At 41.5% G+C, this 26,718-nt stretch carries 23 protein-coding genes and 5 tRNA genes; 10 read left to right on the top strand and 18 right to left on the bottom strand.

Annotated elements, in window-relative coordinates:
• The first annotated feature begins 84 nt into the window (after positions 1–84).
• Genes pspF through ACHSBP_RS09900 form a run of 6 tightly spaced genes read left to right on the top strand, consistent with a single transcriptional unit; the run spans position 85 to position 6,504 of the window.
• On the top strand, positions 85–1,164 hold the full coding sequence (pspF, locus tag ACHSBP_RS09875) for a phage shock protein operon transcriptional activator (RefSeq protein ID WP_010559680.1): 1,080 nt from the start codon (positions 85–87) through the stop codon (positions 1,162–1,164).
• A complete protein-coding gene (locus tag ACHSBP_RS09880; protein ID WP_010559679.1) occupies positions 1,148–2,830 on the top strand; it encodes an ABC transporter substrate-binding protein in 1,683 nt (560 codons plus the stop codon). The genes pspF and ACHSBP_RS09880 overlap by 17 nt, the downstream gene beginning before the upstream one ends.
• Positions 2,830–3,864 (top strand): ABC transporter permease subunit, encoded by a 1,035-nt coding sequence (locus ACHSBP_RS09885; protein ID WP_040641959.1) that lies wholly within the window; start codon positions 2,830–2,832, stop codon positions 3,862–3,864. Before ACHSBP_RS09880 ends, ACHSBP_RS09885 begins: the two co-directional genes overlap by 1 nt.
• Positions 3,851–4,744: an ABC transporter permease subunit gene (locus ACHSBP_RS09890; protein ID WP_010559677.1), complete on the top strand. Its 894-nt coding sequence runs from the start codon at positions 3,851–3,853 to the stop codon at positions 4,742–4,744. Before ACHSBP_RS09885 ends, ACHSBP_RS09890 begins: the two co-directional genes overlap by 14 nt.
• The gene (locus tag ACHSBP_RS09895) at positions 4,745–5,743 is read left to right on the top strand and encodes an oligopeptide/dipeptide ABC transporter ATP-binding protein (RefSeq protein ID WP_010559676.1); all 999 of its coding nucleotides are present in this window, start codon (positions 4,745–4,747) and stop codon (positions 5,741–5,743) included.
• Positions 5,743–6,504: an ATP-binding cassette domain-containing protein gene (locus ACHSBP_RS09900; protein WP_010559675.1), complete on the top strand. Its 762-nt coding sequence runs from the start codon at positions 5,743–5,745 to the stop codon at positions 6,502–6,504. Before ACHSBP_RS09895 ends, ACHSBP_RS09900 begins: the two co-directional genes overlap by 1 nt.
• A gap of 80 nt (positions 6,505–6,584) precedes the next feature.
• Here the strand turns inward: ACHSBP_RS09900 and ACHSBP_RS09905 are convergent, their stop codons facing one another.
• From ACHSBP_RS09905 to ACHSBP_RS09955, 11 genes are all read right to left on the bottom strand, one after another.
• Complete coding sequence (locus tag ACHSBP_RS09905) at positions 6,585–8,492, bottom strand: SurA N-terminal domain-containing protein (RefSeq protein ID WP_010559674.1); 1,908 nt, start codon at positions 8,490–8,492, stop codon at positions 6,585–6,587.
• A 164-nt stretch (positions 8,493–8,656) separates the two neighbouring features.
• Positions 8,657–8,929, bottom strand: a complete 273-nt coding sequence (gene hupB, locus ACHSBP_RS09910) for a nucleoid-associated protein HU-beta (protein ID WP_010559673.1) — start codon at positions 8,927–8,929, stop codon at positions 8,657–8,659.
• A 204-nt stretch (positions 8,930–9,133) separates the two neighbouring features.
• Positions 9,134–11,491, bottom strand: coding sequence for an endopeptidase La (gene lon / locus ACHSBP_RS09915; protein ID WP_395388744.1), 2,358 nt, complete (start codon positions 11,489–11,491; stop codon positions 9,134–9,136).
• A 173-nt stretch (positions 11,492–11,664) separates the two neighbouring features.
• Positions 11,665–12,948: an ATP-dependent protease ATP-binding subunit ClpX gene (clpX, locus tag ACHSBP_RS09920; RefSeq protein WP_010559671.1), complete on the bottom strand. Its 1,284-nt coding sequence runs from the start codon at positions 12,946–12,948 to the stop codon at positions 11,665–11,667.
• 111 nt (positions 12,949–13,059) lie between these two features.
• A complete protein-coding gene (clpP, locus tag ACHSBP_RS09925) occupies positions 13,060–13,671 on the bottom strand; it encodes an ATP-dependent Clp endopeptidase proteolytic subunit ClpP (protein WP_010559670.1) in 612 nt (203 codons plus the stop codon).
• A gap of 190 nt (positions 13,672–13,861) precedes the next feature.
• Complete coding sequence (gene tig / locus ACHSBP_RS09930; protein WP_010559669.1) at positions 13,862–15,166, bottom strand: trigger factor; 1,305 nt, start codon at positions 15,164–15,166, stop codon at positions 13,862–13,864.
• A gap of 305 nt (positions 15,167–15,471) precedes the next feature.
• Positions 15,472–15,548: transfer RNA gene (locus ACHSBP_RS09935), tRNA-Pro, on the bottom strand.
• Between the two features lie 25 nt (positions 15,549–15,573).
• Positions 15,574–15,650: transfer RNA gene (locus ACHSBP_RS09940), tRNA-Pro, on the bottom strand.
• 19 nt (positions 15,651–15,669) lie between these two features.
• A tRNA-His gene (locus ACHSBP_RS09945) sits at positions 15,670–15,745 on the bottom strand.
• Positions 15,746–15,782: 37 nt separating this feature from the next.
• Positions 15,783–15,859, bottom strand: a tRNA-Arg gene (locus ACHSBP_RS09950).
• A 43-nt stretch (positions 15,860–15,902) separates the two neighbouring features.
• Positions 15,903–15,979, bottom strand: a tRNA-Pro gene (locus ACHSBP_RS09955).
• 271 nt (positions 15,980–16,250) lie between these two features.
• On the opposite strand from ACHSBP_RS09955, the gene folD reads away from it, so the two are divergent.
• Positions 16,251–17,105, top strand: a complete 855-nt coding sequence (gene folD, locus ACHSBP_RS09960) for a bifunctional methylenetetrahydrofolate dehydrogenase/methenyltetrahydrofolate cyclohydrolase FolD (protein WP_010559668.1) — start codon at positions 16,251–16,253, stop codon at positions 17,103–17,105.
• A gap of 69 nt (positions 17,106–17,174) precedes the next feature.
• Here folD and cysS read toward each other — a convergent pair whose 3' ends face one another.
• On the bottom strand, positions 17,175–18,551 hold the full coding sequence (gene cysS / locus ACHSBP_RS09965) for a cysteine--tRNA ligase (protein WP_395388746.1): 1,377 nt from the start codon (positions 18,549–18,551) through the stop codon (positions 17,175–17,177).
• Between the two features lie 141 nt (positions 18,552–18,692).
• Here cysS and ACHSBP_RS09970 point away from each other — a divergent pair, with 141 nt between their 5' ends.
• Together ACHSBP_RS09970 and ACHSBP_RS09975 are read left to right on the top strand one after the other, a co-directional pair.
• Positions 18,693–19,187: a peptidylprolyl isomerase gene (locus ACHSBP_RS09970; protein WP_010559666.1), complete on the top strand. Its 495-nt coding sequence runs from the start codon at positions 18,693–18,695 to the stop codon at positions 19,185–19,187.
• A gap of 44 nt (positions 19,188–19,231) precedes the next feature.
• On the top strand, positions 19,232–19,957 hold the full coding sequence (locus tag ACHSBP_RS09975; RefSeq protein ID WP_395388747.1) for a UDP-2,3-diacylglucosamine diphosphatase: 726 nt from the start codon (positions 19,232–19,234) through the stop codon (positions 19,955–19,957).
• Between the two features lie 24 nt (positions 19,958–19,981).
• On the opposite strand, the gene ACHSBP_RS09980 is transcribed toward ACHSBP_RS09975, so the two are convergent.
• Entirely contained in the window at positions 19,982–20,758 is a 777-nt protein-coding gene (locus ACHSBP_RS09980; protein ID WP_395388748.1) for a tRNA isopentenyl-2-thiomethyl-A-37 hydroxylase MiaE, read from the bottom strand.
• Positions 20,759–21,020: 262 nt separating this feature from the next.
• Here ACHSBP_RS09980 and ACHSBP_RS09985 point away from each other — a divergent pair, with 262 nt between their 5' ends.
• A complete protein-coding gene (locus tag ACHSBP_RS09985; RefSeq protein ID WP_010559663.1) occupies positions 21,021–21,623 on the top strand; it encodes a Yip1 family protein in 603 nt (200 codons plus the stop codon).
• Positions 21,624–21,715: 92 nt separating this feature from the next.
• Here ACHSBP_RS09985 and purF read toward each other — a convergent pair whose 3' ends face one another.
• From purF to accD, 5 genes are read right to left on the bottom strand one after another with little or no spacing between them, the layout of a single operon-like run.
• The gene (purF, locus tag ACHSBP_RS09990; protein ID WP_010559662.1) at positions 21,716–23,236 is read right to left on the bottom strand and encodes an amidophosphoribosyltransferase; all 1,521 of its coding nucleotides are present in this window, start codon (positions 23,234–23,236) and stop codon (positions 21,716–21,718) included.
• 26 nt (positions 23,237–23,262) lie between these two features.
• Positions 23,263–23,751 (bottom strand): CvpA family protein, encoded by a 489-nt coding sequence (locus tag ACHSBP_RS09995; protein WP_010559661.1) that lies wholly within the window; start codon positions 23,749–23,751, stop codon positions 23,263–23,265.
• A 60-nt stretch (positions 23,752–23,811) separates the two neighbouring features.
• The gene (locus ACHSBP_RS10000) at positions 23,812–24,462 is read right to left on the bottom strand and encodes an SPOR domain-containing protein (protein ID WP_010559660.1); all 651 of its coding nucleotides are present in this window, start codon (positions 24,460–24,462) and stop codon (positions 23,812–23,814) included.
• Between the two features lie 2 nt (positions 24,463–24,464).
• On the bottom strand, positions 24,465–25,733 hold the full coding sequence (gene folC / locus ACHSBP_RS10005; RefSeq protein ID WP_010559659.1) for a bifunctional tetrahydrofolate synthase/dihydrofolate synthase: 1,269 nt from the start codon (positions 25,731–25,733) through the stop codon (positions 24,465–24,467).
• Between the two features lie 29 nt (positions 25,734–25,762).
• Positions 25,763–26,638 (bottom strand): acetyl-CoA carboxylase, carboxyltransferase subunit beta, encoded by an 876-nt coding sequence (gene accD / locus ACHSBP_RS10010; protein ID WP_010559658.1) that lies wholly within the window; start codon positions 26,636–26,638, stop codon positions 25,763–25,765.
• Positions 26,639–26,718 lie beyond the last annotated feature (80 nt).

Genomic DNA, 26,718 nt, shown 5'->3' on the forward strand with positions numbered 1-26,718 from the left:
ATATTTTGAAATACAAAATACTTTAAACACATCCGGAATTAAAATACACTAGATGTTAGTAAATTTGACTAAGAGTTAGCAAAAATGAGTCGCACTAATCAACAGGACAATCTTTTAGGTCAGTCTAACAGCTTTTTAGAAGTATTAGAGCATGTATCGCAAGTAGCACAGCTTAATAAGCCCGTACTCATAATTGGCGAGCGCGGAACAGGTAAAGAACTGATTGCTGCACGTTTACATTTCCTCTCAAGCCGTTGGGACCAAAATTATGTAAAACTTAATTGTGCGGCACTAAACGAAAACCTGCTAGAAAGTGAATTATTCGGACATGAGTCGGGCGCATTTACCGGCGCAAGCAAACGCCATGAAGGGCGTTTTGAGCGAGCTGATGGTGGCACACTGTTTTTAGATGAATTAGCTAATACCTCAGGCCTTATTCAAGAAAAACTATTACGTGTCATTGAGTATGGTGAGTTTGAGCGTGTTGGCGGTAAATCCACTGTACGCGTTAATACGCGTTTAGTTTGCGCAACCAATGAGGATTTACCCAGTCTTGCTGAGCAAGGCGAGTTTCGCAGCGACTTACTCGACCGCTTGGCTTTTGATGTGATTACACTGCCGCCTTTAAGAGAGCGTAAAGAAGATATTTTGCTACTAGCTGAAAACTTTGCAATTAATATGGCGCGAGATCTTGAATGGGAGTTATTCAGCGGTTTTACACGAAAAGCACAAGAAACGTTACTTGATTACCACTGGCCAGGCAATATTCGTGAACTTAAAAATGCGGTTGAACGAAGTGTTTATCGCGCCGCCAACCCACATGTACCAGTACATGAAATTATACTCGACCCATTTATTAGCCCATTTAGACCAAAACAAAAAGTTAAAACAAACGACCGTGTCAGCGTCGCTCCAATTGAGCCAACTAATGCTGTTGCGCCACCAGTTGTGGAGGAGCCAGTAACCAGCAAGCCAGAATTTAACTTTCCATGTGACTTAAAAACATTATCAAATCAGTACGAAATTGATTTAATTAATGACGCATTGAAGTATTGCCAATATAATCAAAGAAAAACGGCCGATAGCTTAGGGTTAACCTACCATCAGCTGCGAGGCTACTTAAAAAAATACAATTTATTAGATGCCAATGCGCGAACGTTGTAACACAACAACACAAACGGATAAAAAAAGAAGTAACTTGCCAAAATTACTCGAATTACTTCGTACTAACTGCTCAAAGGTGTCGGCTATTTTCGCATGCACCTTGCTTGCTGCGTGCACCTTTGAAGAGCAAAAGACCATTAATGGCTTAGTGTACTGCTCGGAAGCAAACCCGGTGGCATTTAATCCACAGTTGACCACCACAGGGTCAACCATCGACATTATCTCTCATCAACTCTATAACCGTTTGTTATCAATCGACCCAACCAGTGGTGAATTTATACCAGAATTAGCAACCAGTTGGTCATTGCAAGATGGTGGCAAAAAAGTGGTGTTTAATTTGCGCCAAGATGTGGCGTTTCATCAAACCGATTACTTTACACCAAGCCGCTCACTTAACGCAGACGATGTGGTGTTTACATTTACCCGCTTATTTGATGTTTATAACCCTTACCATTTTGTCGGCGGTGGTAATTATCCGTATTTCCAAAGTATTGGTTTAGATCAGTCTTTTCGCTCAGTGACTAAAACAGGCGAGTACCAAGTTACATTTGAGTTGTTTAGCCCAGATAGCAGCTTTTTATCCAACATGGCCACCGATTTTGCCATTGTGCTATCAAAAGAATATGCCGATATGCTAAGTAAAAATGAGTCTTTGGAAGATATCGACCGCTTACCTATAGGCACAGGCCCTTATAAATATAAACGTTTTAAACGAGATGCTTTTGTGCGCTTTTATCGCAATGAAGATTACTGGAAAAGTGATGTGGCGATTGAGCAATTGGTTTTTGATATTACATCAGACTCCAACACCCGCATCGCTAAGGCACTTACTGGCGAGTGTGATATTGCTGCTCACCCAAGTAGCGCACACATCGAAGTTTTAAATAACCGTGAAGACATTGCCGTTGAAAAGCTGGCAAATTTAAATGTGGGCTATTTAGCCTTTAATACGCAAAAAGCACCATTTGATAAAGTTGAAGTACGCCGCGCAATTTCTCACGCCATCGACAAACAGAAAATACTGCAAGCGGTCTATTTTAATAACGCAGATATGGCACAATCTATTTTGCCGCCAGAATCTTGGGCCTACCAAGCCCAACCAAACTACCCTAGCTATAACTTAGAGCTAGCAAAATCATTACTTGAAACCGCAGGTTATAAAGATGGCTTCACCATGGATCTGTGGGCGATGCCTGTAAGCCGTATTTATAATCCTAACGCCCGAAAAATGGCCGAGCTTATTCAAAGCGAATTAAAGCAAATTGGCATAAAAGTGAATATTATTGAGTACGAGTGGAACACGTTCCTTGAGCGATTAACCCTGCATCAACACGATTCGGTTTTAATTGGCTGGGCAGCTGACTCGCCAGAACCCGATAACTTTTTAAACCCAATTTTAAGCTGTGCATCAGTATTTAGCGGTAAGAACCCTTCTAATTGGTGTAACGCTGAGTTTGATTTACTGCTAACAAAAGCCCACGACACAGAAGATATTGAGGCGAGAAAAGAAATTTACTTTGCTGCGCAACAAATGGTTGCTCAGGAATTACCTTTACTGCCAATTGCCCATGGACTGCGCCTTCAAGCTAAATCAACACACATCACAGGTGTTGAAGTACCGCCATTTGGTGGTATTTCGCTCGCTAATGCGAGGAAAGCACAATGATGTTACGTGACTACCTTGCGAGAAGGCTAACGCTATTCTTCTTTATGCTGCTGTTATTAAGCGCATTTACGTTTTCATTGGCGTATTTGTTTCCAGGTGAAGCGATTTCCAATTTAAGTGGTGTGCAAACACCCACACCAATGGAACGCGATGCGCTGAGCCAAAAATATGCCCTAGATAAAAGTTATATTGCGCAGTATGGCAAGTTTATTTCTAATATTTTTCATGGTGATTGGGGTACGTCTTTTTCATCCGGACAGCCGGTTTTTGAGCATATTAAAGAGCTTTTCCCAGCAACGATAGAGCTTGCATTTTATGCCCTTATTGTGTCGATTATTATTGGTGTTCCGGCGGGAATTTTGTCGGCGGCGTATCACAAACGACTACCCGACTACACGATCAATTCATTTGCACTGATAGGTATTTCGACCCCGATATTCTGGCTGGCGCTTATTTTAATCATGGTGTTTTGCTTACAGCTAGGTTGGCTGCCAATGAGTGGCCGTGTCGGCTTACTGTATGAAATTCCTGATACAACTGGGTTTATTTTGATTGATATTGCTCTTAGCGATATCGATTATAAACAACAGGCATTTATTGATGCATTTAAACACTTAACGCTACCAACTTTAGTGCTCGCAACTTATCCAACCAGCGTACTCACGCGCTTTACCAAAGACTCTACGCTCACTGTATTAGATAAACCGTATATTAAAACTGCACGCGCTAAAGGGTTGACTCGATATGAAATTATCACCCGCCATGCGCTGAAAAATGCCCTACTACCAATTATTAAACAAATTGGTTTGCAGTTTAGTACACTGATTACGCTTGCGATGATCACTGAGGTTATTTTCTCATGGCCAGGCGTTGGGCAATGGCTGATTAATAGTATTTATCAGCGCGATTACCCAGCAATTTCAGGTGGCTTGTTAACCGTATCGTTATTTGTGATTATCGCGAATATTGCGGCAGACATTTTACACAACCTATTAGACCCAGTTTCGAGAAATCAAAGTCATGGCAAAGTTTAAGTTATTTACCGAAGACTCAAACAAGTCGCCATTACGCCATTTGTGGCGTAACTTTAAGTCGAATCACCTTGCATTATTGGGCCTTTGGGTGTTTTTGTTTTTAACGGTACTTGCCATGTTTGCGCCGCTTATTGCACCTTATGGTATCAACGAGCAGCATAATAATTCGCTTATTTTACCGCCATCTTGGGATGATCAAGGTAGCGTAAACTTTTTACTTGGAACCGATGGCCTCGGGCGTGATTTGCTTTCACGCTTAATGAACGGTGCCACTATGACCTTTGGTCTTGCCATCATCACGGCATTATTAACAACTCTTTTTGGTGTCATTTTAGGCATTTTAGCAGCACTTACTAAAGGCTGGCGTTCTTCGGTTTTAAATCACCTACTTGATGTAACGCTGGCGATCCCAAGTTTACTGTTGGCAATTATTATTGTGGCAATTCTTGGTCCTGGCTTAATGAACACAGTGTGGGCAATTATTCTGTCACTGTTACCGCAATACATTCACTCAATCCGAAATATTGTTAGCCAAGAAATAAGCAAAGATTATGTGATAGCTCACCGCCTTGACGGTGCGAGTAAATGGCGTATTTTATTAAAAGGTATTTTGCCTAATATCTACGAGCAAATTGTATTAATTTTTACCATGTCGTTATCGACTGCCATACTGGATATCGCAGCACTTGGCTTTTTGCAATTAGGCGCTCAACCGCCTACTGCTGAATGGGGCGCAATTTTGGCAGAAAACTTAAGTTTAATTTATCTTGCCCCATGGACAGTAGCCCTGCCCGGCTTCTTGCTATTTATTACTATTTTATCTACTAACCTAGTTGGTGATGGTTTGCGCCAAGCACTGCAAAAACGTAAGGCCAGCTAAATGCAATTGCTTGATATTCGTAACTTAACGATAGAGTTAGATACCGGCGAAACGGTGATCCGCGCGGTGGACCGCGTTAGCATTAGCTTAAAAGAAGGTGAAGTGCATGCCCTTGTTGGTGAATCTGGCTCGGGCAAAAGTTTAATCGCCAAAGCATTAATGGGCGTATTAAATGCGCGCTGGCGTATCACAGCCGACCGCATGCATTGGCGTGGCATTGATTTAATGCGACTAAGTGGTGAAAAACGTCGCCAGTTAATCGGCAATGAAATCGCGATGATCTACCAAGAACCTAGTAGTTGCCTTGATCCCACAGCGAAAATCTACGATCAGCTGATTGAAAGTATTCCGCGCGATAAAATTAACGGTCATTTTTTTCAAAAGCGCTTATTGTTAAAAAAACGCGCAAAGGCATTACTACACAAAGTCGGCATTAAAGAGCATGAACACGTATTTGACAGCTATCCCCATGAACTTTCTGAAGGTATTTGTCAAAAAGTGATGATTGCAATGGCAATTGCACGCTCACCAAAATTACTGATTGCCGATGAGCCGACAACAGCGCTTGAGAGCACAACACGTGCACAAATTTTTCGTTTGCTACGCAGTTTAAATCAGCTCAAAAGCATGTCTATTTTGATGATCAGTCACGAATTATCTGAGCTAAGTGATTGGACTCATGGCTTACACGTTTTATATTGTGGGCAAATGGTAGAAGCTGGACGTACTAAAACATTATTTACCAAGCCAAAACACCCTTACACACAAGCGTTACTTAAAAGTTTGCCTGAATATAACCAAAGCTTAGCTCATAAAGCACCGCTGTACGCGCTCAAAGGCACAATCCCGACCTTGCAGCACCTTCCTATAGGTTGCCGACTTGGACCACGCTGTCCGCAAGCTCAGCGAGAATGTGTGGCAACACCTCCGGTGTCAGATAGCCATGGTCACACCTATGCCTGTCACTTTCCGCTTAATCAAGACAAGGAAAAGTGCTAATGGAACCTATTCTTAAGGTACAAGCACTGCACAAACACTTTAATGTGCGCGCAGGGCTTTTTAGAAGTAAGCAGTTTAATGCGGTCTCTGATGTATCGTTTTGCTTAGGCAAAGGTGAAACCCTCGCCATCATTGGTGAAACAGGTTCAGGTAAAAGTACATTAGGCAAAATTTTAGCGGGCGCTGAAACCGCAAGCTCAGGACAAATTCTACTAGATGGCCAAATCATTGAAGATGGCGGAAAACGTGTAGAAAACAGTAAAGATATTCGCCTAATTTTCCAAGATCCCATGAAAAGCTTAAACCCAAGTAATACCATTGGTAGCATCTTGGGCGAAATTTTAGTGCTAAATACCGACTTAGATAAACAGCAGCGCAGAGAACGCATTAACCAAACGCTTTTGAACGTAGGTTTACTTGCCGAACACCGCAATTACTACGCGCATATGTTCTCTGGCGGCCAAATTCAGCGTGTCGCGCTTGCTCGGGCAATTATTCTCGACCCTAAAATCTTAGTGTTAGATGAAGCACTGTCCTCACTCGACCCGTCAGTACGGGCGCAAACGGTAAACCTTTTGTTGCGATTACAACGCGAAACAGGGTTAAGCTATATTCTTATCACTAACCACTTAAGCTTAGTAAAGCATATGAGTGACAGCTTGTTACTGCTTCATAAAGGCAAGGTGGTTGAGTATGGCGAAACACATCAAGTCTTTGCCAAGCCACAAACTAAGTTGGCTGAACGCATGCTCGCTAACTAAGCAACGCTCAAAGTAACTAAAGAAGCATTAATTAAAGACATAAAAAAAGCGCCCTTAGGCGCTTTTTTAATTGCGAAACATTATAAGTTTGGCTCTTGCGTTTCAACTGCTGCTGTTTTCACTTCAGCATCGTCTTTTAACGCTTCGATAAAGCTCTCATAGTGTTTATTCATTTGCTGGCGTGCAATGCCATCACGTAGTTGGTCGTTAATTTCTGCCGCTGGCGCGTCATACACTTTATTTAACACAACTAAGCTAACATCACCGTTACCAAGCGTCACTAACTCAGCACTTTGCGCATCACTTGGTGTTGGCATTTTAAATGCTGCTTGAACTACTTCATACGATGGTGCAAACGACTGGCGCGTTACCGCTTCAGTCGCAACCACTTCAGAATTTGCTTGTGTTGCGATTTCGCTAAGTGCAGTACCTGCTTGTAGGCTTGCGAATAGCTCTTGTGCTTTAGATTTTGCAAGTTCGCTCGCTTTTTGGTTCTCAAGTGTTAGCTGAATACCCGCAGTTACTTCTTCAAGTGGTTTTACCGCTGCCGCTTTATGCTCTTTTGCACGAATAAACACAATGTGTTCATCAGCAATTTCAATCAGCTCAGAGTTAACACCATCTTCTAAAATCTCTACCGAAAATGCTGTATTTAACACATTAGGGTTGTTAAGTGGCGCTGGTGCGTTATTACGAGAGAATAACTCAGTGCTCTTAACTTCAACACCTGCAACTTCTGCTGCATCTGCTAAGCTATCTGCAACTTCAAATGCAAGATCTGCAACACGTGTTTGTACTTCATAAAATTGATTTAAACGTTTATCAAGTTCTAACTGCGCTTTGATATCTGCAGATACTTCAGCAAGTTCTTTTACTTGCTCTGGCTCGTAATCTGTTAGTTTAATGATGTGGTAACCGAATTCTGTTTTTACGATTTCAGAAATATCGCCTACGCTTTCAAGCGCGAACGCTGCTGTTTCAAACTCAGGGTCCATCATATCGCGGTCGATCCAATCAAGATCACCACCTAGCTCTGCACTAACTAAATCATCTGACTTTTCTTCAGCTAGCTTTGCAAAATCAGCACCGTTTTGTAACTCAGCTAAAATTTCTTCCGCTTTTGCTTGAGCAGCTGCATCGTCTTCTAAGTTCTCAACAAGAATATGTGCCACACGACGACGCTCAGGCTCCATGTATAGTGCCTTGTTTTCTTCGTAATTAGCTGCTACTTCAGCGTCTGTTACCGCCTCTTCAAGTGGTAGCTCTGAACCTTTTAACTCAATGTACTCTAATGCCACCATTTCAGGAGCCATAAACTGGTTTTGATTAAGCTGATAGTATTCTTTAATTTCGTCTTCTGAAACCGCTACGTCTGATTTGAAGTTTGCAGCGCTTAACGTCACAGTTTCAATATCACGTAATTGGTTTTGTAGTTTTACCGCGCTCTCAAGCTCATTATCTAACGTGAAGTCAGTTGCAATTAACGCTGTCGCTAATTGGTTTAGCGTCATTTCTTTACGTAAGTAATCACGGAAACCATCTGGCTGATAGTTCATTTGGCGAATTACTTGAAGGTAGCGATCATTATTAAACTGACCAGCAACTTGAAATGCTGGAATATTGCGGATTTCTTTTTTGATTGCTTCGTCGCTTACACGCAGGCCTAGTTCTTGTGCAAGTTGCATTTGTAGTTCTTGTTGTACTAGGCGTTGCATTACGTTTTCACGCATACGTGCAACATATGCAGGGTCTGACGCGATTTGTGAAAAATATTCACCAAATTGCTGCTCTAGACGACTGCGTTCATTCTCGTAAGCACGAGCAAAGCTCATCTGGCTAATTTCCTTGCCATTGACAGTTGCAACAGGCGTTTCCGTAGGTTGACCTAAATAACTACCAATACCGGCAAGAGCAAATGATAAAATCACTAAGGTTAAAATGACTTTTGCCGTAGCACCTTGTGAGCCTTCTCTAATTCTCTCTAGCATTGTTTTTCTCTTTTATTCTGTTTCAGTGTCAATTTCAGACTGAAATTACAGGACGCTATATATGTAAAAAGCGCATCTTAGCAGATGCGCCTTTTTACTTGAAGATTAAAATTGCTGTTTCAAAGGTTATTTTGAAATTGGCAAGTTTAGCCTTCTACAGTCAATTAGTTTACTGCGTCTTTTAGCGCTTTACCCGCTTTAAAAGATGGAATATTTGCAGCAGCAATCTCAATTGATTCACCAGTTTGTGGGTTACGACCTGTACGAGCAGCACGCTCACGTACTGAGAAAGTACCAAAACCTACTAATGCAACAGAATCACCGTCTTTTAGTGCACCTGTTACTGATTCGATAAATGAATCTAACGCACGGCCTGCCGCTGCTTTAGAAATATCTGCATCTGTTGCGATTTGATCAACTAGTTGAGACTTGTTCACTATATCATCCCCTTCCATTGTTATTATTTAATCGTGGTATAAGACCACACAAAGGCTAAGTTAATGCACCAAAATAATGCGTTAAATTAACAATAAAAATTCGCGCTAATCACCGTATTTAAAGGGCTAGCAAAATTACAGTGCCTAAATTAGCACAGACATTTTATTTGAAAAGCCCTTTTCGACGGTTTTTGATGAATTTTTTTAATTTTTTGCCGTTTCGATTGAAAAACTAGCAATTGGCTCGGCTAAAGCGAGTTCAAGTACCTCTTCAATTCGCTTAACAGGGTGGATAGAAAGCCCTTCCATTACGTTTTCTGGGATCTCTTTTAAGTCGCGCTCATTCTCTTTTGGAATAATCACGGTCTTAATGCCACCACGGTGTGCCGCCAACAGCTTTTCTTTTAAGCCGCCAATTGGCAATACTTCACCGCGTAAGGTGATTTCACCTGTCATCGCCACTTCTGAGCGCACTGGATTGCCCGTTAAGCTCGATACAAGTCCTGTCACCATTGCAATACCCGCACTTGGGCCATCTTTTGGTGTCGCACCTTCTGGTACGTGAACGTGAATATCGCGTTTTTCGTAGAAATCTTCATTAATGCGCAGCGCTTCTGCACGGCTACGTACTACTGTCATTGCCGCTTGAATCGACTCTTGCATTACATCGCCAAGTGAACCTGTGTAGTTAAGCTTACCTTTACCCGCCATTGACGCACATTCGATAGTCAGCAAATCACCGCCTACTTCAGTCCACGCGAGACCGGTTACCTGGCCAACTTTATTGCTATCTTCCGCTTTGCCGTAATCATGACGCTTAACGCCGAGATAGTCTTCAAGGTTGTCTTCATTGATTACGACTTGTTTCAGCGACTTATCAAGTAAGATGTTCTTAACTGCCTTACGACACAGCTTTGAAATTTCGCGCTCTAAGCTACGCACACCCGCTTCACGGGTGTAGTAACGAATAATGCCGATAATTGCGCTATCTTCAATTGATATTTCAGACTCTTTTAATCCATTGCGCTTTATTTGCTTTGGAATTAAATGACGAATCGAGATATTCAGCTTTTCATCTTCGGTGTAACCAGAAAGACGAATAACTTCCATACGATCCAGTAGTGGACCTGGAATATTGAAGCTGTTTGACGTTGCCACAAACATAACATCGCTTAAATCGTAGTCAACTTCTAAGTAATGGTCGTTAAAGCTCGTATTTTGTTCAGGATCAAGTACTTCTAATAATGCTGATGACGGATCACCACGCATATCAGATGACATCTTATCAATTTCATCTAATAGGAATAACGGGTTTTTAACGCCTACTTTCGACATATTCTGTACGATTTTACCCGGCATAGAGCCAATATAAGTACGGCGGTGACCGCGAATTTCAGCTTCGTCACGCACGCCACCGAGTGCCATACGCACGTACTTACGGCCTGTTGAGCGAGCAATTGATTGGCCTAGTGACGTTTTACCAACACCAGGAGGACCTACTAGACATAAAATTGGGCCTTTTAGCTTATTGGTGCGGTGTTGAACTGCAAGATACTCAATAATGCGTTCTTTCACTTTATCAAGGCCATAGTGATCGGCATCTAAAATCTCTTCTGCTTTTGCAAGATCTTTTTTCACCTTAGAGCGTTTTTTCCAAGGTACACCGATCATAGTATCGATATAAGTGCGTACCACTGTCGCCTCAGCAGACATTGGTGACATCATCTTCAGCTTATTTAGCTCAGACTTGGTCTTTTCTTCTGCTTCTGCCGGCATTGCCGCTTCTTCAATTTTTTTGGTTAAGCCTTCAAACTCATCAGGTACATCATCCATGTCACCTAATTCTTTTTGAATCGCTTTCATCTGCTCATTGAGGTAATACTCACGCTGGCTTTTTTCCATTTGCTTTTTAACGCGTGAACGAATCTTCTTCTCAACTTGCAATAAGTCAATTTCGCCTTCCATCAACGCCATTAAAAACTCTAAACGCTCTTTTACATCTGCATATTCGAGCGCTTTTTGCTTTTCAGAAACTTTAAGCGGCATATGTGCAGCCATGGTATCAGCTAGGCGCGCTGTTTCTTCAATGCCTTGCACTGAGCTCAATACTTCTGGCGCAATCTTTTTGTTTAGCTTAACGTAGCCTTCAAACTGGCTTACAGCGCTGCGCATAAATACATCTTGCTCAGCTTCTGGGATTTCAGTTGATTCTAAAAACTCAGCTGTCGCAACAAAAAACTCATCAGTGCTTACAAATTCTTTTACTACAGCACGTTGCGTACCTTCAACAAGTACTTTTACTGTACCGTCCGGCAGTTTTAATAACTGTAAAATAGTGGCAACTGTGCCTACTTCATAAATATCTGACGCTTCTGGCTCATCAATATTTGAGTCTTTTTGTGCAACAAGCAACACTTGCTTATCGTTATCCATTGCGGCTTCTAAGCATTTTATTGACTTTTCACGGCCAACAAAGAGCGGAATAACCATGTGTGGATACACAACTACATCGCGTAGTGCGAGAACTGGAATTTCAATCGTATCGGTACGTTCAAGGGTCATACTTGTTCCTTGCGTAAAACTGGTAACTTTAGCTTTTTTAAACTGTATTCAGTTTAGTCAGCAAATTATAAATTTTTAGATTATTTGTGAATATGGGGATAGTTAATCAAGAGATCAATGCTTTTATAAAAAAAGGAGCCATTTGGCCCCTTTTTCGTTCAATAATCAAACAACTATTCTGATACTGCTTTATCAGGCGTTGCATTCTCGTAAATCAGAATCGGGTCTGACTCACCTTTGATTACTGTTTCATCGATTACGACTTTTGATACTTCATCCATTGATGGTAACTCGTACATAGTATCAAGCAGCACACCTTCAACAATTGAACGTAGTCCCCGTGCACCTGTTTTGCGCTCCATTGCTTTATGCGCAATCGCTTTAAGTGCGTCTTCGCGGAATTCTAGCTCAACGTTTTCCATTTCAAACAATGAACCATATTGCTTGGTTAATGCGTTTTTCGGCTCACTTAAGATTTGCACAAGTGCAGCCTCGTCAAGCTCGCCTAGTGTTGCAACAACAGGCAGACGACCAATAAACTCAGGAATAAGACCATATTTAACCAAGTCTTCTGGTTCAACGTCTTGGAACGCTTCCGTAAGTGAACGTTTTGAGTCGCTTGATTTTACATCGACACCAAAGCCAATACCGGTATTTTTGCTACCACGCGCTTCAATCACTTTATCTAGGCCTGCAAATGCGCCACCACAGATAAATAAGATTTTAGAAGTGTCTACTTGTAGAAACTCTTGCTGTGGATGCTTACGGCCACCTTGTGGTGGAACTGACGCAACCGTACCTTCAATTAGCTTAAGTAATGCTTGCTGCACACCTTCACCCGATACATCACGGGTAATCGATGGGTTGTCTGCTTTACGTGAAATTTTGTCAATTTCATCAATATAAACAATACCACGCTGCGCTTTTTCAACATCGTAATCGCATTTCTGTAGCAGCTTTTGAATGATGTTTTCAACATCTTCACCCACGTAACCTGCTTCAGTTAACGTAGTTGCATCTGCCATCGTAAATGGTACATCAAGTAGCTTAGCCATGGTTTCAGCAAGCAATGTTTTACCACTACCTGTTGGACCGATAAGCAAAATATTACTTTTACCTAGCTCTACAGGGTTTTTGCCAGTTAAATGACGTAAACGTTTGTAGTGATTGTATACTGCAACCGAAAGTACTTTCTTCGCATGCTCTTGACCAATTACATAGTCATCTAAGTTACTGCGAATTTCTTTTGGTGTTGGTAAGCGATCTTGGCTAGCTTGTGCTGGCGCAATATCTTTTATTTCTTCACGAATAATGTCATTACACAGTTCAACACACTCATCACAGATATACACTGATGGTCCTGCGATAAGTTTACGAACTTCGTGCTGGCTTTTACCACAAAATGAGCAGTAGAGTAATTTTCCGCTCTTATCGCCGTCACTCCGATTTTCAGACATTAAGCTACCTCTTAATATTCTTCCCGACCTTTTTATTTTACCTAAATAAAAGGCGTTTGTTTACAACGAGCTTCTTTACCATTATGGCAAAGGTTTATTAGCAACGCTAAATTAATCTCGCTGTGAAAGTATGCCGTCAACTAAGCCGTAGTCAACTGCTTGCTGAGCACTCATAAAGTTGTCACGATCTGTATCGTTCGATACAACTTCTAACGGCTGTCCAGTGTGCTCGGCCATTAATCTATTTAGTTTATCTTTGATTGATAAAATTTCTTTAGCATGAATTTCAAAATCAGATGCCTGACCTTGGAAGCCACCCAGTGGTTGGTGAATCATCACACGAGAATTTGGTAAACAGAAACGTTTGCCTTTAGTACCACCAGATAACAAAAATGCGCCCATGCTTGCCGCTTGACCAATACATACCGTACTGATATTTGGCTTGATAAACTTCATGGTGTCGTAAATTGCCATACCCGCAGTAACCGAGCCACCTGGCGAGTTAATATAAATAAAAATGTCTTTTTCAGGGTTTTCTGATTCTAAAAACAATAATTGAGCCACAATTAAGTTAGCCATATTGTCTTCAACTTGACCTGTTAGAAAGATAACACGTTCTTTTAATAATCGCGAATAGATGTCGTATGAGCGCTCACCTTTAGCAGTTTGCTCAACTACCATAGGCACTAATGCATTTAAAGGATCGACTGGGTTATTTAACATTATTAATACTTTCCTTTTGTGCTAACAAAGTCCAAACGTAATTTTGTTAACATATGACGCTGAAACTATGCGGAATTAACATTCCAACTGATTATCAGATTACCGGCAATAAAAATGGCCCGGTACAAACTGCAAATTTTGCAGAGATACACGAGCCATTTAATCGTTAGCTAACGTTTAAGTCAATGACTTATTGCGCAGCTTGTGGATTCATGATGTCGTCAAAGCCTTTTGCTACTTCTGAAACAGTTGCTTTTGCAAGTACTGAATCAATTGCAGCTTCTTCAAGCGCTACATTACGCATCTGTTGCATAAGTTGCTCGTTTGACTTGTAGTACTCAACAACTTCAGTCGGATCTTCGTATGCTGAAGCCATAGTAGCGATTAGCTCTTCAACTTTAGCGTCGTCTGCTTTGATCTCGTTTGACTTGATTACTTCACCTAAAAGTAGGCCAGTCTTTACGCGAGTCGCTGCTTGCTCTTGGAATAGCTCAGCTGGAAGCTCAGGCATGTTTTTAGCGTCGCCGCCAAAACGTTGTGCCGCTTGCTGACGAAGTACGTCGATTTCTTGACCGATAAGTGCTTTAGGCGCTTCGATTTCGTTAGTTTCAAGAAGACCTTTGATTACCTGATCTTTAACCTGTGCTTTAACAGCTTGGTCAAGTTCACGGCTCATGTTTTTCTTCACTTCTTCTTTAAGTGCGTCTAAACCGCCTTCTGCAACACCGAATGTTACTGCGAATTCATCTGTAAGTTCAGGAAGCTCTTGAACTTCAACTTTGTTTACAGTGATAGTGAACTGAGCAGGCTTACCTTTAAGGTTTTCTGCGTGATATTCTTCAGGGAAAGTTACGTCAACAACAACTTCTTCGCCCGCTTTCTTACCAACGATGCCGTCTTCGAAACCTGGGATCATACGACCTTGACCAAGTTCTAGTGGGAAGTTTTCAGCTTTACCGCCTTCAAACTCTTCACCGTCGATAGTGCCTACGAAATCGATTGTTACACGGCTTTCTGCTGCAGCTGCTTCTTCAGTTTCAACCCAAGTAGCGTGCTGCTTGCGAAGTGTTACAAGCATGTTTTCAAGATCTGCGTCAGTTACTTCTGCAACTGGCTTCTCTACTGAGATTTTTTCTAAATCTTTGATTTCAACTTCTGGGTAAACTTCAAAAGTTGCAGAGAATTCTAGGTCTTTACCAGCTTCAAGCGTTTTTGGCTCGAATGAAGGCGCGCCAGCTGGGTTTAGTTTCTCAGCGATTACCGCATCAATGTACTGACGTTGCATAAGATCACCAGCAACTTCTTGACGTACTGCTGCACCGTAACGCTTATTGATGATAGACACAGGAACCTTGCCTGGACGGAAACCATCGATACGCTGTGTTTTTGAAAGTTGTTGTAAGCGTTTTTTAACTTCTGTATCAATGTTCTCAGCTGGAACAGTGATTGTAATGCGGCGCTCTAGGCCTTGAGTAGTCTCAACAGAAACTTGCATGTTTTACCTCAATCTTTTAAATATGGCGTTTTTACGCCTTCCTTTACCCAGTGACATGTGCAAAAAAGAGTGTGTATCGCTTTATTGCTCACTGTGGAATAACCCTAATACCAATCTGATAATCAAACCGTCAAATTTGCTTATCAGATTGGTATGAAGCGTTTCAAGTTAAACTTTAGACGCGGCATTATAACGCAATAATTGAGATAGTCGAGCATACTAGTGAAATTAATGAAAATGGATAAAAACACGGATAATTTCGATGAATTTTGAAGCAAAATGAAAGATTTTTTAGGGAGATAAAGTGGTCGGCGTTGCAGGATTTGAACCTGCGACCCCTTGGACCCAAACCAAGTGCGCTACCAAGCTGCGCTAAACGCCGACTATAAGATGTGTGTACTGTAAAATGGTCGGCGTTGCAGGATTTGAACCTGCGACCCCTTGGACCCAAACCAAGTGCGCTACCAAGCTGCGCTAAACGCCGAAACAGTACTAAAGTAAGATGGGGCGACTGACGAGACTTGAACTCGCGACAACCGGAATCACAATCCAGGGCTCTACCAACTGAGCTACAGCCGCCACTACTTTATGCAGTGCGTTGTTTACTTTTATAAAATGGCGCACCCGGAAGGATTCGAACCTTCGACCGACGGCTTAGAAGGCCGTTGCTCTATCCGGCTGAGCTACGGGCGCATTTCGAACCACACCTTACGTGCAGAAACCCTTTATAAAAAAGTGGTCGGCGTTGCAGGATTTGAACCTGCGACCCCTTGGACCCAAACCAAGTGCGCTACCAAGCTGCGCTAAACGCCGACTGTTTTGAACATTCATGTGAGTGCTCGTAAACAACGGGGTGCATAATAGTGATTTGACCTTGCCCCGTCAAACCTTTTTTTTGAAAAAACTGTTCAACTGGTTAAATTTAACCCTAAGTGTTCACATTTTGTTAAAAGTATGACTTTAACGCATAAAAGATAATCAAACATATCGGACATTTGTCCGCTAACACCTGTTGGCTATTGTTTAAATTCATGAGAAAATGCGCCCCACTCCACACTTTAGTATCTTATATGTAGGTTTTTTAATGTCAGCAAACATCATTGACGGCAAAGCAATTGCAAAACAAGTTAGAACATCTGTTGCAGAACGTGTAGCAGAACGTAAAGCACAAGGACTACGCGCCCCCGGCCTAGCGGTTGTGTTAGTAGGTCAAGATCCTGCTAGTCAAGTTTATGTTGGCTCAAAACGTAAAGCATGTGAAGAAGTGGGTTTTGTGTCTAAGTCGTTCGATTTACCTGGTGATGCAACACAACAGCAACTACTCGATTTAGTAGAACAGCTAAACAATGATTCAGAAGTTGACGGTATCTTAGTACAGCTACCGTTACCTGAAGGTTTAGATGCAGAGCAAATCTTAGAAAGAATTACACCACATAAAGATGTTGATGGCTTCCACCCTTATAACGTAGGTCGATTAGCACAGCGTATGCCTGCACTTCGTCCGTGTACACCTAAAGGTATTATCACATTGCTTGATTCAACTGGTGTTAAATACAAAGGTATGGACGCAGTGGTTGTTGGTGCATCTAATATTGTAGGTCGCCCAATGGCGTTAGAACTGTTACTTGCTGGTTGTACAACAACGGTTTGTCATAAGTTTACTAAAAACCTTGAAGAGCACGTTCGCCGTGCTGACTTAGTTGTTGTGGCTGTAGGTAAAGCTGAATTTATTCCTGGTGAGTGGATTAAAAAAGGTGCCATCGTTATTGATGTAGGTATTAACCGTTTAGAGTCAGGTCAACTAGTGGGTGATGTGGCATATGATGTTGCAGCTGAAAACGCGAGCTTTATTACCCCTGTACCAGGTGGTGTTGGCCCAATGACAGTGGCGAGCTTAATTGCTAACACGCTTGAAGCATGTGAGACATATCACAGCTAGAGTTTAGAGTTCTAATCCCAATAAAAAAGGTTGCCGTAGCAACCTTTTTTATTGTTCAAACTTATAAAGTTAAGCTTTACGCCACGTTGTTTTGCCTGCACTATCCTCTAGCACAACACCCATAGCGGTTAGCTTATCGCGCGCTTCATCTGCTAGTGCCCAGTTTTTGTCAGCACGTGCTTGATTACGCTGTAAAATCAGCGCTTCAATTTCTGCTACTTCATCATCGGCTTGTTCACCTTGCAAAAAGCTTTCAGGATCTTGCTGTGCGATGCCTAAAATTTCACCGAGTGCTTTAAGAATAAATGCAAGTTGACCCGCTTGGTTCGCATCTTCATCTTTTAAACGGTTAATTTCTTTTGCCAGTTCAAAAATAACAGGCAATGCTTCAGGCGTATTGAAATCATCATTCATCGCAGTGTTGAAGCGTGCCACATAGTCATTTTCAAGTGATGTTTCGACCACTTCAACACCACGAAGTGCAGTATAGATACGCTCCATTGCTGCACGCGCTTGTTCTAAATTCTCGGTTGAGTAATTTAGCTGGCTACGATAATGACCGTTAATTAAGAAAAAGCGTACCGATTCACGATCATACTCTTTCAATACATCACGCAAAGTAAAGAAGTTGCCTAACGACTTAGACATTTTTTCTTTATTTACTTGTACCATGCCAGTGTGGATCCACGTATTCACATACTTTTCACCGGTAGCGCAGCATGACTGGGCAATTTCATTCTCATGGTGAGGGAATTGTAAATCTGACCCACCACCGTGAATATCAAAATGCGCGCCTAAATGCTTGTTGCTCATTGCTGAACACTCAATATGCCAACCTGGGCGGCCTTCACCCCACGGACTTGACCATGATGGTTCGTCTACTTTGGCTTTTTTCCAAAGAACAAAATCAAGTGGATCGTCTTTGCCTTCAGCAACGTCTACGCGCGCGCCTGCTTGCAACATATCTAAATCTTGTTGCGACAGTGAACCGTACTGCTCAAAGGTTGATACATCGAAAAGCACATCACCGTTGCTTGCTACATAGGCATGCTTTTTTTCAATCAAACGTTCAATCATCTCAATGATTTCATCCATATGACCGGTTACTGTTGGCTCGATATCAGCTGGCAACATATTCAGCGCATCAAAATCTTCGTGCATCGCTTTGGTCATACGTACGGTTAGCGCATCAATTGCTTCGCCATTTTCGTTTGCACGTTTAATAATTTTATCATCAACGTCTGTGATATTACGTACATAAGTAACATCAAAGCCACTGTGGCGAAGAAAACGATTCATCACATCAAACGACACATAGGTGCGTGCATGACCAACGTGACAGTAATCATAAATGGTGATACCACACACATACATGCCTACTTTGCCAGCTACAAGTGGTTTAAAGGCTTCTTTTTGTCGTGTAAGTGTGTTGTAAATCTGCAACATTTATAATTTCCTCTATGTTTGCGCATACTAAAGCGGCATTTTAACATGGTTGTGGTTAACGGATAAATCTTTCTTTGTTCTATTACCAGATATTTTATAAAATAGCCTGACACTTATTAAAAACTAACAGTTGGAATAAACATGGTTACTATTAAAACCAATTTTGGCGACATAAAAATCGCTTTAAATGCAGAAAAAGCACCGAAAACAGTAGAAAACTTTATTAACTACGTAAAATCGGGTTTTTACGACGGTACTATCTTCCACCGTGTTATTGACGGCTTTATGGTTCAAGGTGGTGGTTTCACTGCTGATATGGAACAAAAAGACGTTCAAGCACCAATTGAAAACGAAGCAAATAACGGCCTAGAAAATAAAGTAGGTACGATTGCAATGGCGCGTACGCCAGATCCACACTCAGCAACAGCACAGTTTTTCATTAATGTGAACAACAATGACTTCTTAAACTTCACTAGCGAAACATCGCAAGGTTGGGGTTACTGTGTATTTGGCGAGATTGTTGAAGGCATGGACATCGTAGAGAAAATCAAAGCAGTACCAACAGGTAGCTATGGTTTCCACCAAGACGTTCCACTTGATTCAGTTGTGATTGAAAGCGCAACTATCGACGCTTAATAAGCATATTTGCCTCGGGTAACTGGGGCAAATTCTTATCTATTATGAATAAAACCTACTTTATTGCAGATCTGCACTTAAGCGACGACACCTCCTTGATCAATCAAGGCTTTTTTAACTTTATAGATAATTTAAAGCAGAACGCAAAATCAGTAGATGCCCTGTATATTTTGGGTGACTTTTTTGAAGCCTGGATTGGCGATGACAATCATACAGCACTCAATCAAAAAGTTGCCAATGAATTAAACGAGTTGAGTCAGGCAGGGGTAAAACTCTATTTTACCCATGGTAATCGCGACTTTTTAATTAAAAAGCGCTACGCCAAAGCCTGCAATATGACGCTCCTGCCAGAGCAAACAATCATTAATTTATACGGCACGCCAACGCTAGTTTGTCATGGCGATGAGCTCTGCACCGACGATATCGAATACCAAAAATTCCGTAAAAAGAGTCGCTCTTGGTGGTGGCAAACATTAATGCTTAACTTACCACTCAGTTTTCGCCAAAAAAAAGCGGCTAAGATTCGTGCTCACAGCAATCAATCAAAAAAAATGAAGTCACAGGCCATTATGGATGTTAACGAGCAAGCTGTGAGTGACACCTTTACTAAATTTAACGTCAGCCAGATGATCCACGGCCACACTCACCGCCCTAATGTGCATAAGTATGATAATAATAAAACGCGCTATGTACTTGGCGATTGGTATACTGATTTATGGTATATCGAGGCATCACAACAAGGCATTAAACTGATTAGTGAGCCTTTATAAAATGTAACACAATCAAAAAGAGCGCTAACTGCGCTCTTTTGGTTTTCCACTGTGAAATTTAAAATCATCATCCGGTGATGAAATAAGCTCGGCTTCTATTTCACCGAAAAACTTTACGCGATCGGAAATATCTTCTCCGGCAACTTGCTCTGCAAGGGCCAGATAATCTTCATAATGACGCGCTTCTGAGCGAAGCAAGGAAATATAAAATTTACACAGCTCCTCATCTAGGTGTGGGGCTAGTTTTGCAAAACGCTCACAGGAACGGGCTTCTATATAAGCGCCACATATTAGCTTATCGACTAATATTGCAGGCTCGTGGGTACGCACATGGGTCATCATGCCTTTAGCGTAACGGCTTGCCGTAATATTTTCATAATCAATACCACGAGCAACCATGATCTCTAATACTTGGTAAAAATGATGAAGCTCTTCTTTAATTAGCAATACCATTTTATCAATTAAGTCTTGGCCAAAATTAGAGTCACTCTTTGGCACAATTTCTTTACTTAATTTGTAATGTTCAGCCAAGGATTCAAGCGAACCTTCTTTTTTATAGACAAACTTCTCATAAGGCTGAAACCATTCAAGTAAGGCTTCGCCACTTTTTTTGTCTGCGGCATATTTACGAATTAACCACATAGCCGTTTGCCCAGCTTTTAATTCACAAATTAAATGATCGAGTAATAAAACAGGTAAGTTTTCTGCTTTTTTGGCTTCAGTGATCCATTCATCGGGAGTTTCACACTGTAAAAACTGATAAATGGGCGCTAATAGTTCCTGATATTTCGCTAGACTCATATCTATGTTAGACAAAAATGAATAATAATTAATTTTATCATAACAACTTAAACTAAGTCTTGATTCTTCTTGCACCGCCTTTGCTTAGATTGATCTTTATCAGATTTCAAAAGCAACCCTAAATTATATTTCTTGACATTTTATTAACAATAACCAATAAGTAGTAGTGAGCTTGTTTAAAAAAACAACAAACGCTAAGTGATGAATTTGAAGTCAAAAACCACATTAGCCAATCCGTTTAGGGTAATACAAGGAACACAATATGATATTAAATCATCTTTGGGGCTTATATGCTCACCCAAAAGAAGAATGGCAAACAATTGATGCTCGCCACGAAAGCTTTGGGTACAGCATGTCACATATTTTACTGATTGCTTTAGTACCAAGCATTATGGGGTATTTTTCATCGGTTTACTTAGGCTGGAGTGTTGGCGTAGGCGACCGGATTTTTTTAACTGAATCAAGCGCAATGCTACTTGCGATATCAATGTACTTCGCCCTCATTGCTGGCGTATTTACACTCGCCTACCTAGCACATTGGATGGCAATTACGTTTGGTGCAGAGCCAAGTTATACGCAAACACTTGAACTTGCCGCTTACACTTCAACACCTATTTTTATGTCGGCACTAGCGGCGGTATATCCAGAGCTTTGGTTTATCGTGATTGTGGGTTGTGGCGCAGTCGCTTACTCAGTGTACTTACTGTATACCGGTGTACCTATTCTAATGCACATACCTGAAGAGCGAGGCTTTATTTACGCGAGTTCAGTCGTGACCTGCGGTTTAGTGTTACTGGTGATAATTCTTGCGGCAACCGCAATTATGTGGACATCGGGTTTTGGTCCTATGTTTACATCAGGCTAAAATCGATTAATTCCTATTTCCAGCAAACTATATAGTTAATAAAAACAAAAAGGAGCTTTAAGCTCCTTTTTTATCGATTAACTTCTTAGAGATTATTCACTCGCATCTTGGTTATGAAGCTCTAAACCCGATGACATCGCTGATTCGCGACCAGATTTAGCCGCATCATTACGCAGTGCATCGATACGATTTAAGTAAGCTTGGTCGATATCACCTGTAACATAGTTACCATCGAACACAGATGTTTCGAAGTTGCTGATTTCAGGGTTTTCTTTGCTTACTGCACTAATAAGATCAGGCAGCGATTGATAAATTAGGCCATCAGCACCAATACTTGCATTGATATCTTCAACTTCGCGGCCATGTGCAATCAGCTCTTGCGCTGATGGCATATCAACACCATATACGTTCGGGAAACGAATTTCCGGTGCTGCTGATGCAAAATAAACATTCTTAGCACCTGCTTCGCGCGCCATTTCAACAATCTGTGCCGATGTTGTACCACGTACAATTGAGTCATCTACAAGTAATACGTTTTTGCCTTTAAACTCTTGTGCGATGGCATTTAGCTTACGGCGAACCGATTTTTTACGTAGTTCTTGACCTGGCATAATGAAAGTACGGCCAATGTAACGGTTTTTAACGAAGCCCTGACGATAAGGAAGGTCAAGTACGTTTGCCATTTCTAGCGCGATATCACACGAAGTTTCAGGAATTGGAATAACAACATCAATTTCTTTGTCAGCCCATTCGCGTTTAACTTTTTCACCCAGTTTAGTACCCATGTTTACACGTGCAGCGTAAACCGAGATTTTATCGATTGTCGAGTCTGGACGTGCAAAGTATACAAATTCGAAAATACATGGGCTGTATGCTGCATTTTGTGCACAATGTTGTGAATGTAGTTGACCGTCTTTTGATACAAAAATGGCTTCGCCTGGCGCAACATCACGAATAAATTCAAAACCACACGCATCAAGTGCAACACTTTCTGATGCAAACATGTACTCAACACCTTGCTCAGTTTCGCGTTTACCAAATACCAGTGGGCGAATACCGTTAGCATCACGAAATGCAATCATGCCGTGGCCGATAATCATCGCAATTGACGCGTAACCACCAACAACTTTGCTATTTACCGTTGTTACCGCAGTGAATACGTCTTCAGGCGATAGCTCAAGTTTATTCGGTTTGGCAAGTTCATGGGCTAAGATATTCAGTAATACTTCTGAATCTGATGTGGTGTTAACGTGGCGCTTTGCTGTTTTAAATAAATCTTCTTTCAACGCTTCTGCATTGGTTAAGTTGCCATTGTGCGCAAGCGCAATACCAAATGGCGAGTTTACATAAAACGGTTGTGCTTCAGCTGAGCTTGAAGAACCAGCCGTTGGGTAACGAACATGACCAATACCCATATCGCCTTGTAAACGCTTCATATGGCGTGTGTGAAATACATCTTTCACTAGGCCATTGTCTTTACGTAAGCTAAAGGTGTTATTGTCAATGGTAATAATACCCGCCGCATCCTGACCACGGTGCTGTAAAACGGTTAAACCGTCATAAAGAGTTTGATTTACCGGGGTAGTTCCGACGATACCAACGATACCACACATGAGAAAAATCCTCGCCTGATAAGGGGTTATTGAGTTAAGAAGCTTGAATTATCTTCGAGGTATTCAAAAAACCATTCGATAATAAAGCTAAACTCTGGAATTAAACTTGAACTACTCCACCAGTCTTTACTTGGGGCACTGGTGAAAGCATCGAGAAAAAATAATAGTGCACTAATTATGAGCACGCCACGCAATGCGCCAAACACTAAACCAATAATTCGGTCTGTACCTGATAAACCTGTGCGCTGAACGAGTTCTCCAAGTACATAATTCACTAAACTGCCAACAATCAAGGTAGAGAAAAACAAGATTGCGATTGCAGCGCCATTACGTACTAGGGGTTCGGAGATAGTGTCAGCAAGGAAGACGGCGAGATGTTCATAAAACATGCTTGAGATAAAAAAGGCAGCGATCCAAACAGCAAGCGACATTGCTTCTTTAACAAAGCCGCGCATCAAACTTACTAAGGATGAAAGTCCGATGATACCCAAAATGGTGTAATCTACCCAGATCATATTAACCTGCCCTTTTATGTTTCGCGCGCATTTTATATAAGCTTACGCCTAATTGCCAGCTCAATTTGTGATTTCAAATTGTGTCACTCGGCCATTCAGCTTGGTTAATTTTTTCAATTGGGGTAATTGTGATTCTAATTTTTGCTTATCTAACTCAGGCCCTACAAACACTTTTGTTAGTGTGCCTGATGGGGTTTTAATCGGTTTTGTAAACGCGGTAAAGCCCGCACCTTTAAGCTTCGCAAGTAACGATTCAACGTTCGCTTTATGAGAAAAACTACCTAATTGAATCACCCAAGCGAAATCCTCAAGATTGCTTTTTTCAGGTCGTTTAACCGCAACTTTCGGTTCAACTTTAGTATCGTTCACCGTTGGTGTTTCACCTAAATCAACCGTTGCGACTTTCTTTTCTTCCGTAAACTCGGCTTCATTTTGCGCTTTTTCAACTAAATCACTATTGAATGGCGAATTTTCGCCTTCATCGATTGCGGCTTCTTCAATCACGGGCGTACTTGGCAATGACTCACGTGCAAGCACTTGATCGGGTTCTGGATCTAAATCGATAGCTCTAAACTCTGGGCGTTCAGGTATATCTTTAAACGTTTCGCGTTTTTGTACTTTTTCGCCATCTAATATATTAGGAATAAATACAATCGCCGCTGTTACAACAATAACCGTACCCACTAAGCGATTGATAAATTGACTATTCACCTTTACTCCTTATTTTGCCAAAACGCGATTGCATCAGCCACAGTGTAGAATGAGCCAAATACAATTAGCAACTGATCTTCAGTCATATTTGCTAAAACCGTTTGCAAGCCGCTTGCGACACTGTCATGAATTGTTGCGTTTGGCGTGTCCACTTCACTGTGTAATTGCAGTAATAAATTATCGGCTTTATCGCCTCTAAAGCACGTTAGATTGGCTAAATGCCATTGATCAATATTTGACTTAACCGCATTAAACACCGCTTTTTGGTCTTTGTCTTGCAGCATTCCGGTAAGTGCAATAATCGTTTTGCCTTGTGCTTGAAATGTCGCCAATTTCGATGCTAAGTATCGTGCCGATTCAGGATTGTGTGCAACATCCGCATACACCAGCGGCTGTTCGCTCAAGCATTGAAAACGTCCTTCAACCGTAAGGTTAGCCAATACATCACAAATGGTGTCTTCATTTGGCAGCAAACCTAGTGTGTAAAGCGTTGTAATCGCCGTTGCCACATTTTGCGCTGGAATATTCGGTACCGGTAAAGACAAGGTTAAATCGCCATTTTGGTACGTTAGCAAATCAGTTGTCAGTGCAAACGAATAGTTTTGCTGTGCCGCAGTTACCTCTGTGCCCAGCTCTTCTGCATATTGCCAAATAGAGCTTGGGATAGCCAAATCACCAACAATCGCAGGGGCATTAGCTCTGAAAATACCTGCTTTTTCGCGACCAACCAACTCTCGAGTATCACCTAAGTATTCTTTGTGGTCTAAATCGATAGTTGTAATAACAGAAGCGATGGGCTCAACAATGTTAGTGGCATCCAATCGACCACCTAAACCTACCTCTAATAAGATGTAGTCAGGCTTTTTCTGTTTAAATACTTCAAGTGCCGCCAGTGTGCCAAATTCAAAATAAGTCAGACTAATTTCACCACGCCCCTGCTCTAGCGCATGAAACGCTGCAACATGATCTTGGTCTGGTAATTCCGACCCATTAATACGTACACGTTCGTTATAACGAATTAAATGGGGTGACGCATAAGTGCCAACTGAATAACCTTGAGATAGTAATAAGGCTTCTAAACAACGTGCGGTTGTGCCTTTACCATTGGTACCTGCGATTAAAATAACATTAGGAAGTGCGGTATAACCGAGCTTTTCACCGACCTGGCGAACGCGCGTTAAACCCATATCAATGTTTGAAGGATGAATACTTTCTAAATAACAAAGCCAATCATCTAGACTCGATGATTGGCTTGGTACAACATGTATCATAGTGCAATAAGTTGCTAAATCAGTTTAGATTATGCAATTCTATGCTCTTGTTCAGTTGACGGCAAGTGCATATATTTCGCAACTAGGCGTGCAATGGTGTCACGCATTTCACGACGGTCAACAATCATATCAATTGCGCCGTGCTCTAAAAGGAATTCAGAGCGCTGAAAACCTTCTGGTAACGTTTCACGTACTGTTTGCTCAATTACACGCGGACCAGCAAAACCAATTAGTGCTTTCGGCTCAGCAATATTAATATCACCTAACATTGCTAATGATGCAGAAACACCACCCATAGTTGGGTCAGTAAGTACTGAAATAAACGGCAAGCCTTGCTCACTCATTTTATCCAGTGCAGCGCTGGTTTTTGCCATTTGCATTAGTGACATAAGGGCTTCTTGCATACGTGCACCACCTGATGCAGAGAAACAAATTAGAGGCATTTTATGCTCTAAGCATTTGTTAACTGCTTCAACAAAGCGCGCACCAACAACCGATGCCATTGAACCACCCATAAATGAGAATTCAAATGCCACAGCTGCAACAGGTACACCTTTTAAGCGGCCAGTCATCGCAACAAGTGCGTCTTTTTCGCCACTTACTTTTTGTGCGCTTGAAATACGGTCTGAGTATTTCTTTGAGTCTTTAAATTTTAAAACATCTTTTGGCTCAAACTCTTGGCCAAGCTCTAAACGCTCACCGTCATCTAAAAACTGCTCAAGACGTTTACGTGCGCCAATACGCATATGATGATCACATTTAGGGCAAACATGTTGTTGTTTTTCTAGTTCTGCCTTGTAAACGATCGTGTCACAATCACCACATTTAGCCCAAACACCTTCAGGAATTTCTTTACGACCCGTAGACTTGGTTGTTTTTGGTAAGATTTTTTCTAACCAGCTCATTTAAATCTCTCTCACTGCTATATCTGCTTTGAACTACACAGAAAATTTTTGCAATTAAAACACTAATCGTGCGACTAAGG

Source organism: Pseudoalteromonas sp. XMcav1-K (assembly GCF_044005875.1).
GTDB lineage: Bacteria > Pseudomonadota > Gammaproteobacteria > Enterobacterales > Alteromonadaceae > Pseudoalteromonas > Pseudoalteromonas spongiae.

Coding starts and splice junctions, on each gene's coding strand:
- purF (WP_010559662.1), bottom strand. CDS start 23,236: ATGTGTGGTATCGTTGGTATCGTCGGAACTACCCCGGTAAATCAAACT.
- folD (WP_010559668.1), top strand. CDS start 16,251: ATGTCAGCAAACATCATTGACGGCAAAGCAATTGCAAAACAAGTTAGA.
- ACHSBP_RS09885 (WP_040641959.1), top strand. CDS start 2,830: ATGTTACGTGACTACCTTGCGAGAAGGCTAACGCTATTCTTCTTTATG.
- ACHSBP_RS09880 (WP_010559679.1), top strand. CDS start 1,148: ATGCGCGAACGTTGTAACACAACAACACAAACGGATAAAAAAAGAAGT.
- ACHSBP_RS09970 (WP_010559666.1), top strand. CDS start 18,693: ATGGTTACTATTAAAACCAATTTTGGCGACATAAAAATCGCTTTAAAT.
- clpX (WP_010559671.1), bottom strand. CDS start 12,948: ATGTCTGAAAATCGGAGTGACGGCGATAAGAGCGGAAAATTACTCTAC.
- ACHSBP_RS09975 (WP_395388747.1), top strand. CDS start 19,232: ATGAATAAAACCTACTTTATTGCAGATCTGCACTTAAGCGACGACACC.
- ACHSBP_RS09895 (WP_010559676.1), top strand. CDS start 4,745: ATGCAATTGCTTGATATTCGTAACTTAACGATAGAGTTAGATACCGGC.
- ACHSBP_RS09985 (WP_010559663.1), top strand. CDS start 21,021: ATGATATTAAATCATCTTTGGGGCTTATATGCTCACCCAAAAGAAGAA.
- ACHSBP_RS09995 (WP_010559661.1), bottom strand. CDS start 23,751: ATGATCTGGGTAGATTACACCATTTTGGGTATCATCGGACTTTCATCC.
- pspF (WP_010559680.1), top strand. CDS start 85: ATGAGTCGCACTAATCAACAGGACAATCTTTTAGGTCAGTCTAACAGC.
- lon (WP_395388744.1), bottom strand. CDS start 11,491: ATGACCCTTGAACGTACCGATACGATTGAAATTCCAGTTCTCGCACTA.
- accD (WP_010559658.1), bottom strand. CDS start 26,638: ATGAGCTGGTTAGAAAAAATCTTACCAAAAACAACCAAGTCTACGGGT.
- ACHSBP_RS09905 (WP_010559674.1), bottom strand. CDS start 8,492: ATGCTAGAGAGAATTAGAGAAGGCTCACAAGGTGCTACGGCAAAAGTC.
- folC (WP_010559659.1), bottom strand. CDS start 25,733: ATGATACATGTTGTACCAAGCCAATCATCGAGTCTAGATGATTGGCTT.
- tig (WP_010559669.1), bottom strand. CDS start 15,166: ATGCAAGTTTCTGTTGAGACTACTCAAGGCCTAGAGCGCCGCATTACA.
- clpP (WP_010559670.1), bottom strand. CDS start 13,671: ATGTTAAATAACCCAGTCGATCCTTTAAATGCATTAGTGCCTATGGTA.
- ACHSBP_RS09890 (WP_010559677.1), top strand. CDS start 3,851: ATGGCAAAGTTTAAGTTATTTACCGAAGACTCAAACAAGTCGCCATTA.
- ACHSBP_RS09980 (WP_395388748.1), bottom strand. CDS start 20,758: ATGAGTCTAGCGAAATATCAGGAACTATTAGCGCCCATTTATCAGTTT.
- cysS (WP_395388746.1), bottom strand. CDS start 18,551: ATGTTGCAGATTTACAACACACTTACACGACAAAAAGAAGCCTTTAAA.
- ACHSBP_RS09900 (WP_010559675.1), top strand. CDS start 5,743: ATGGAACCTATTCTTAAGGTACAAGCACTGCACAAACACTTTAATGTG.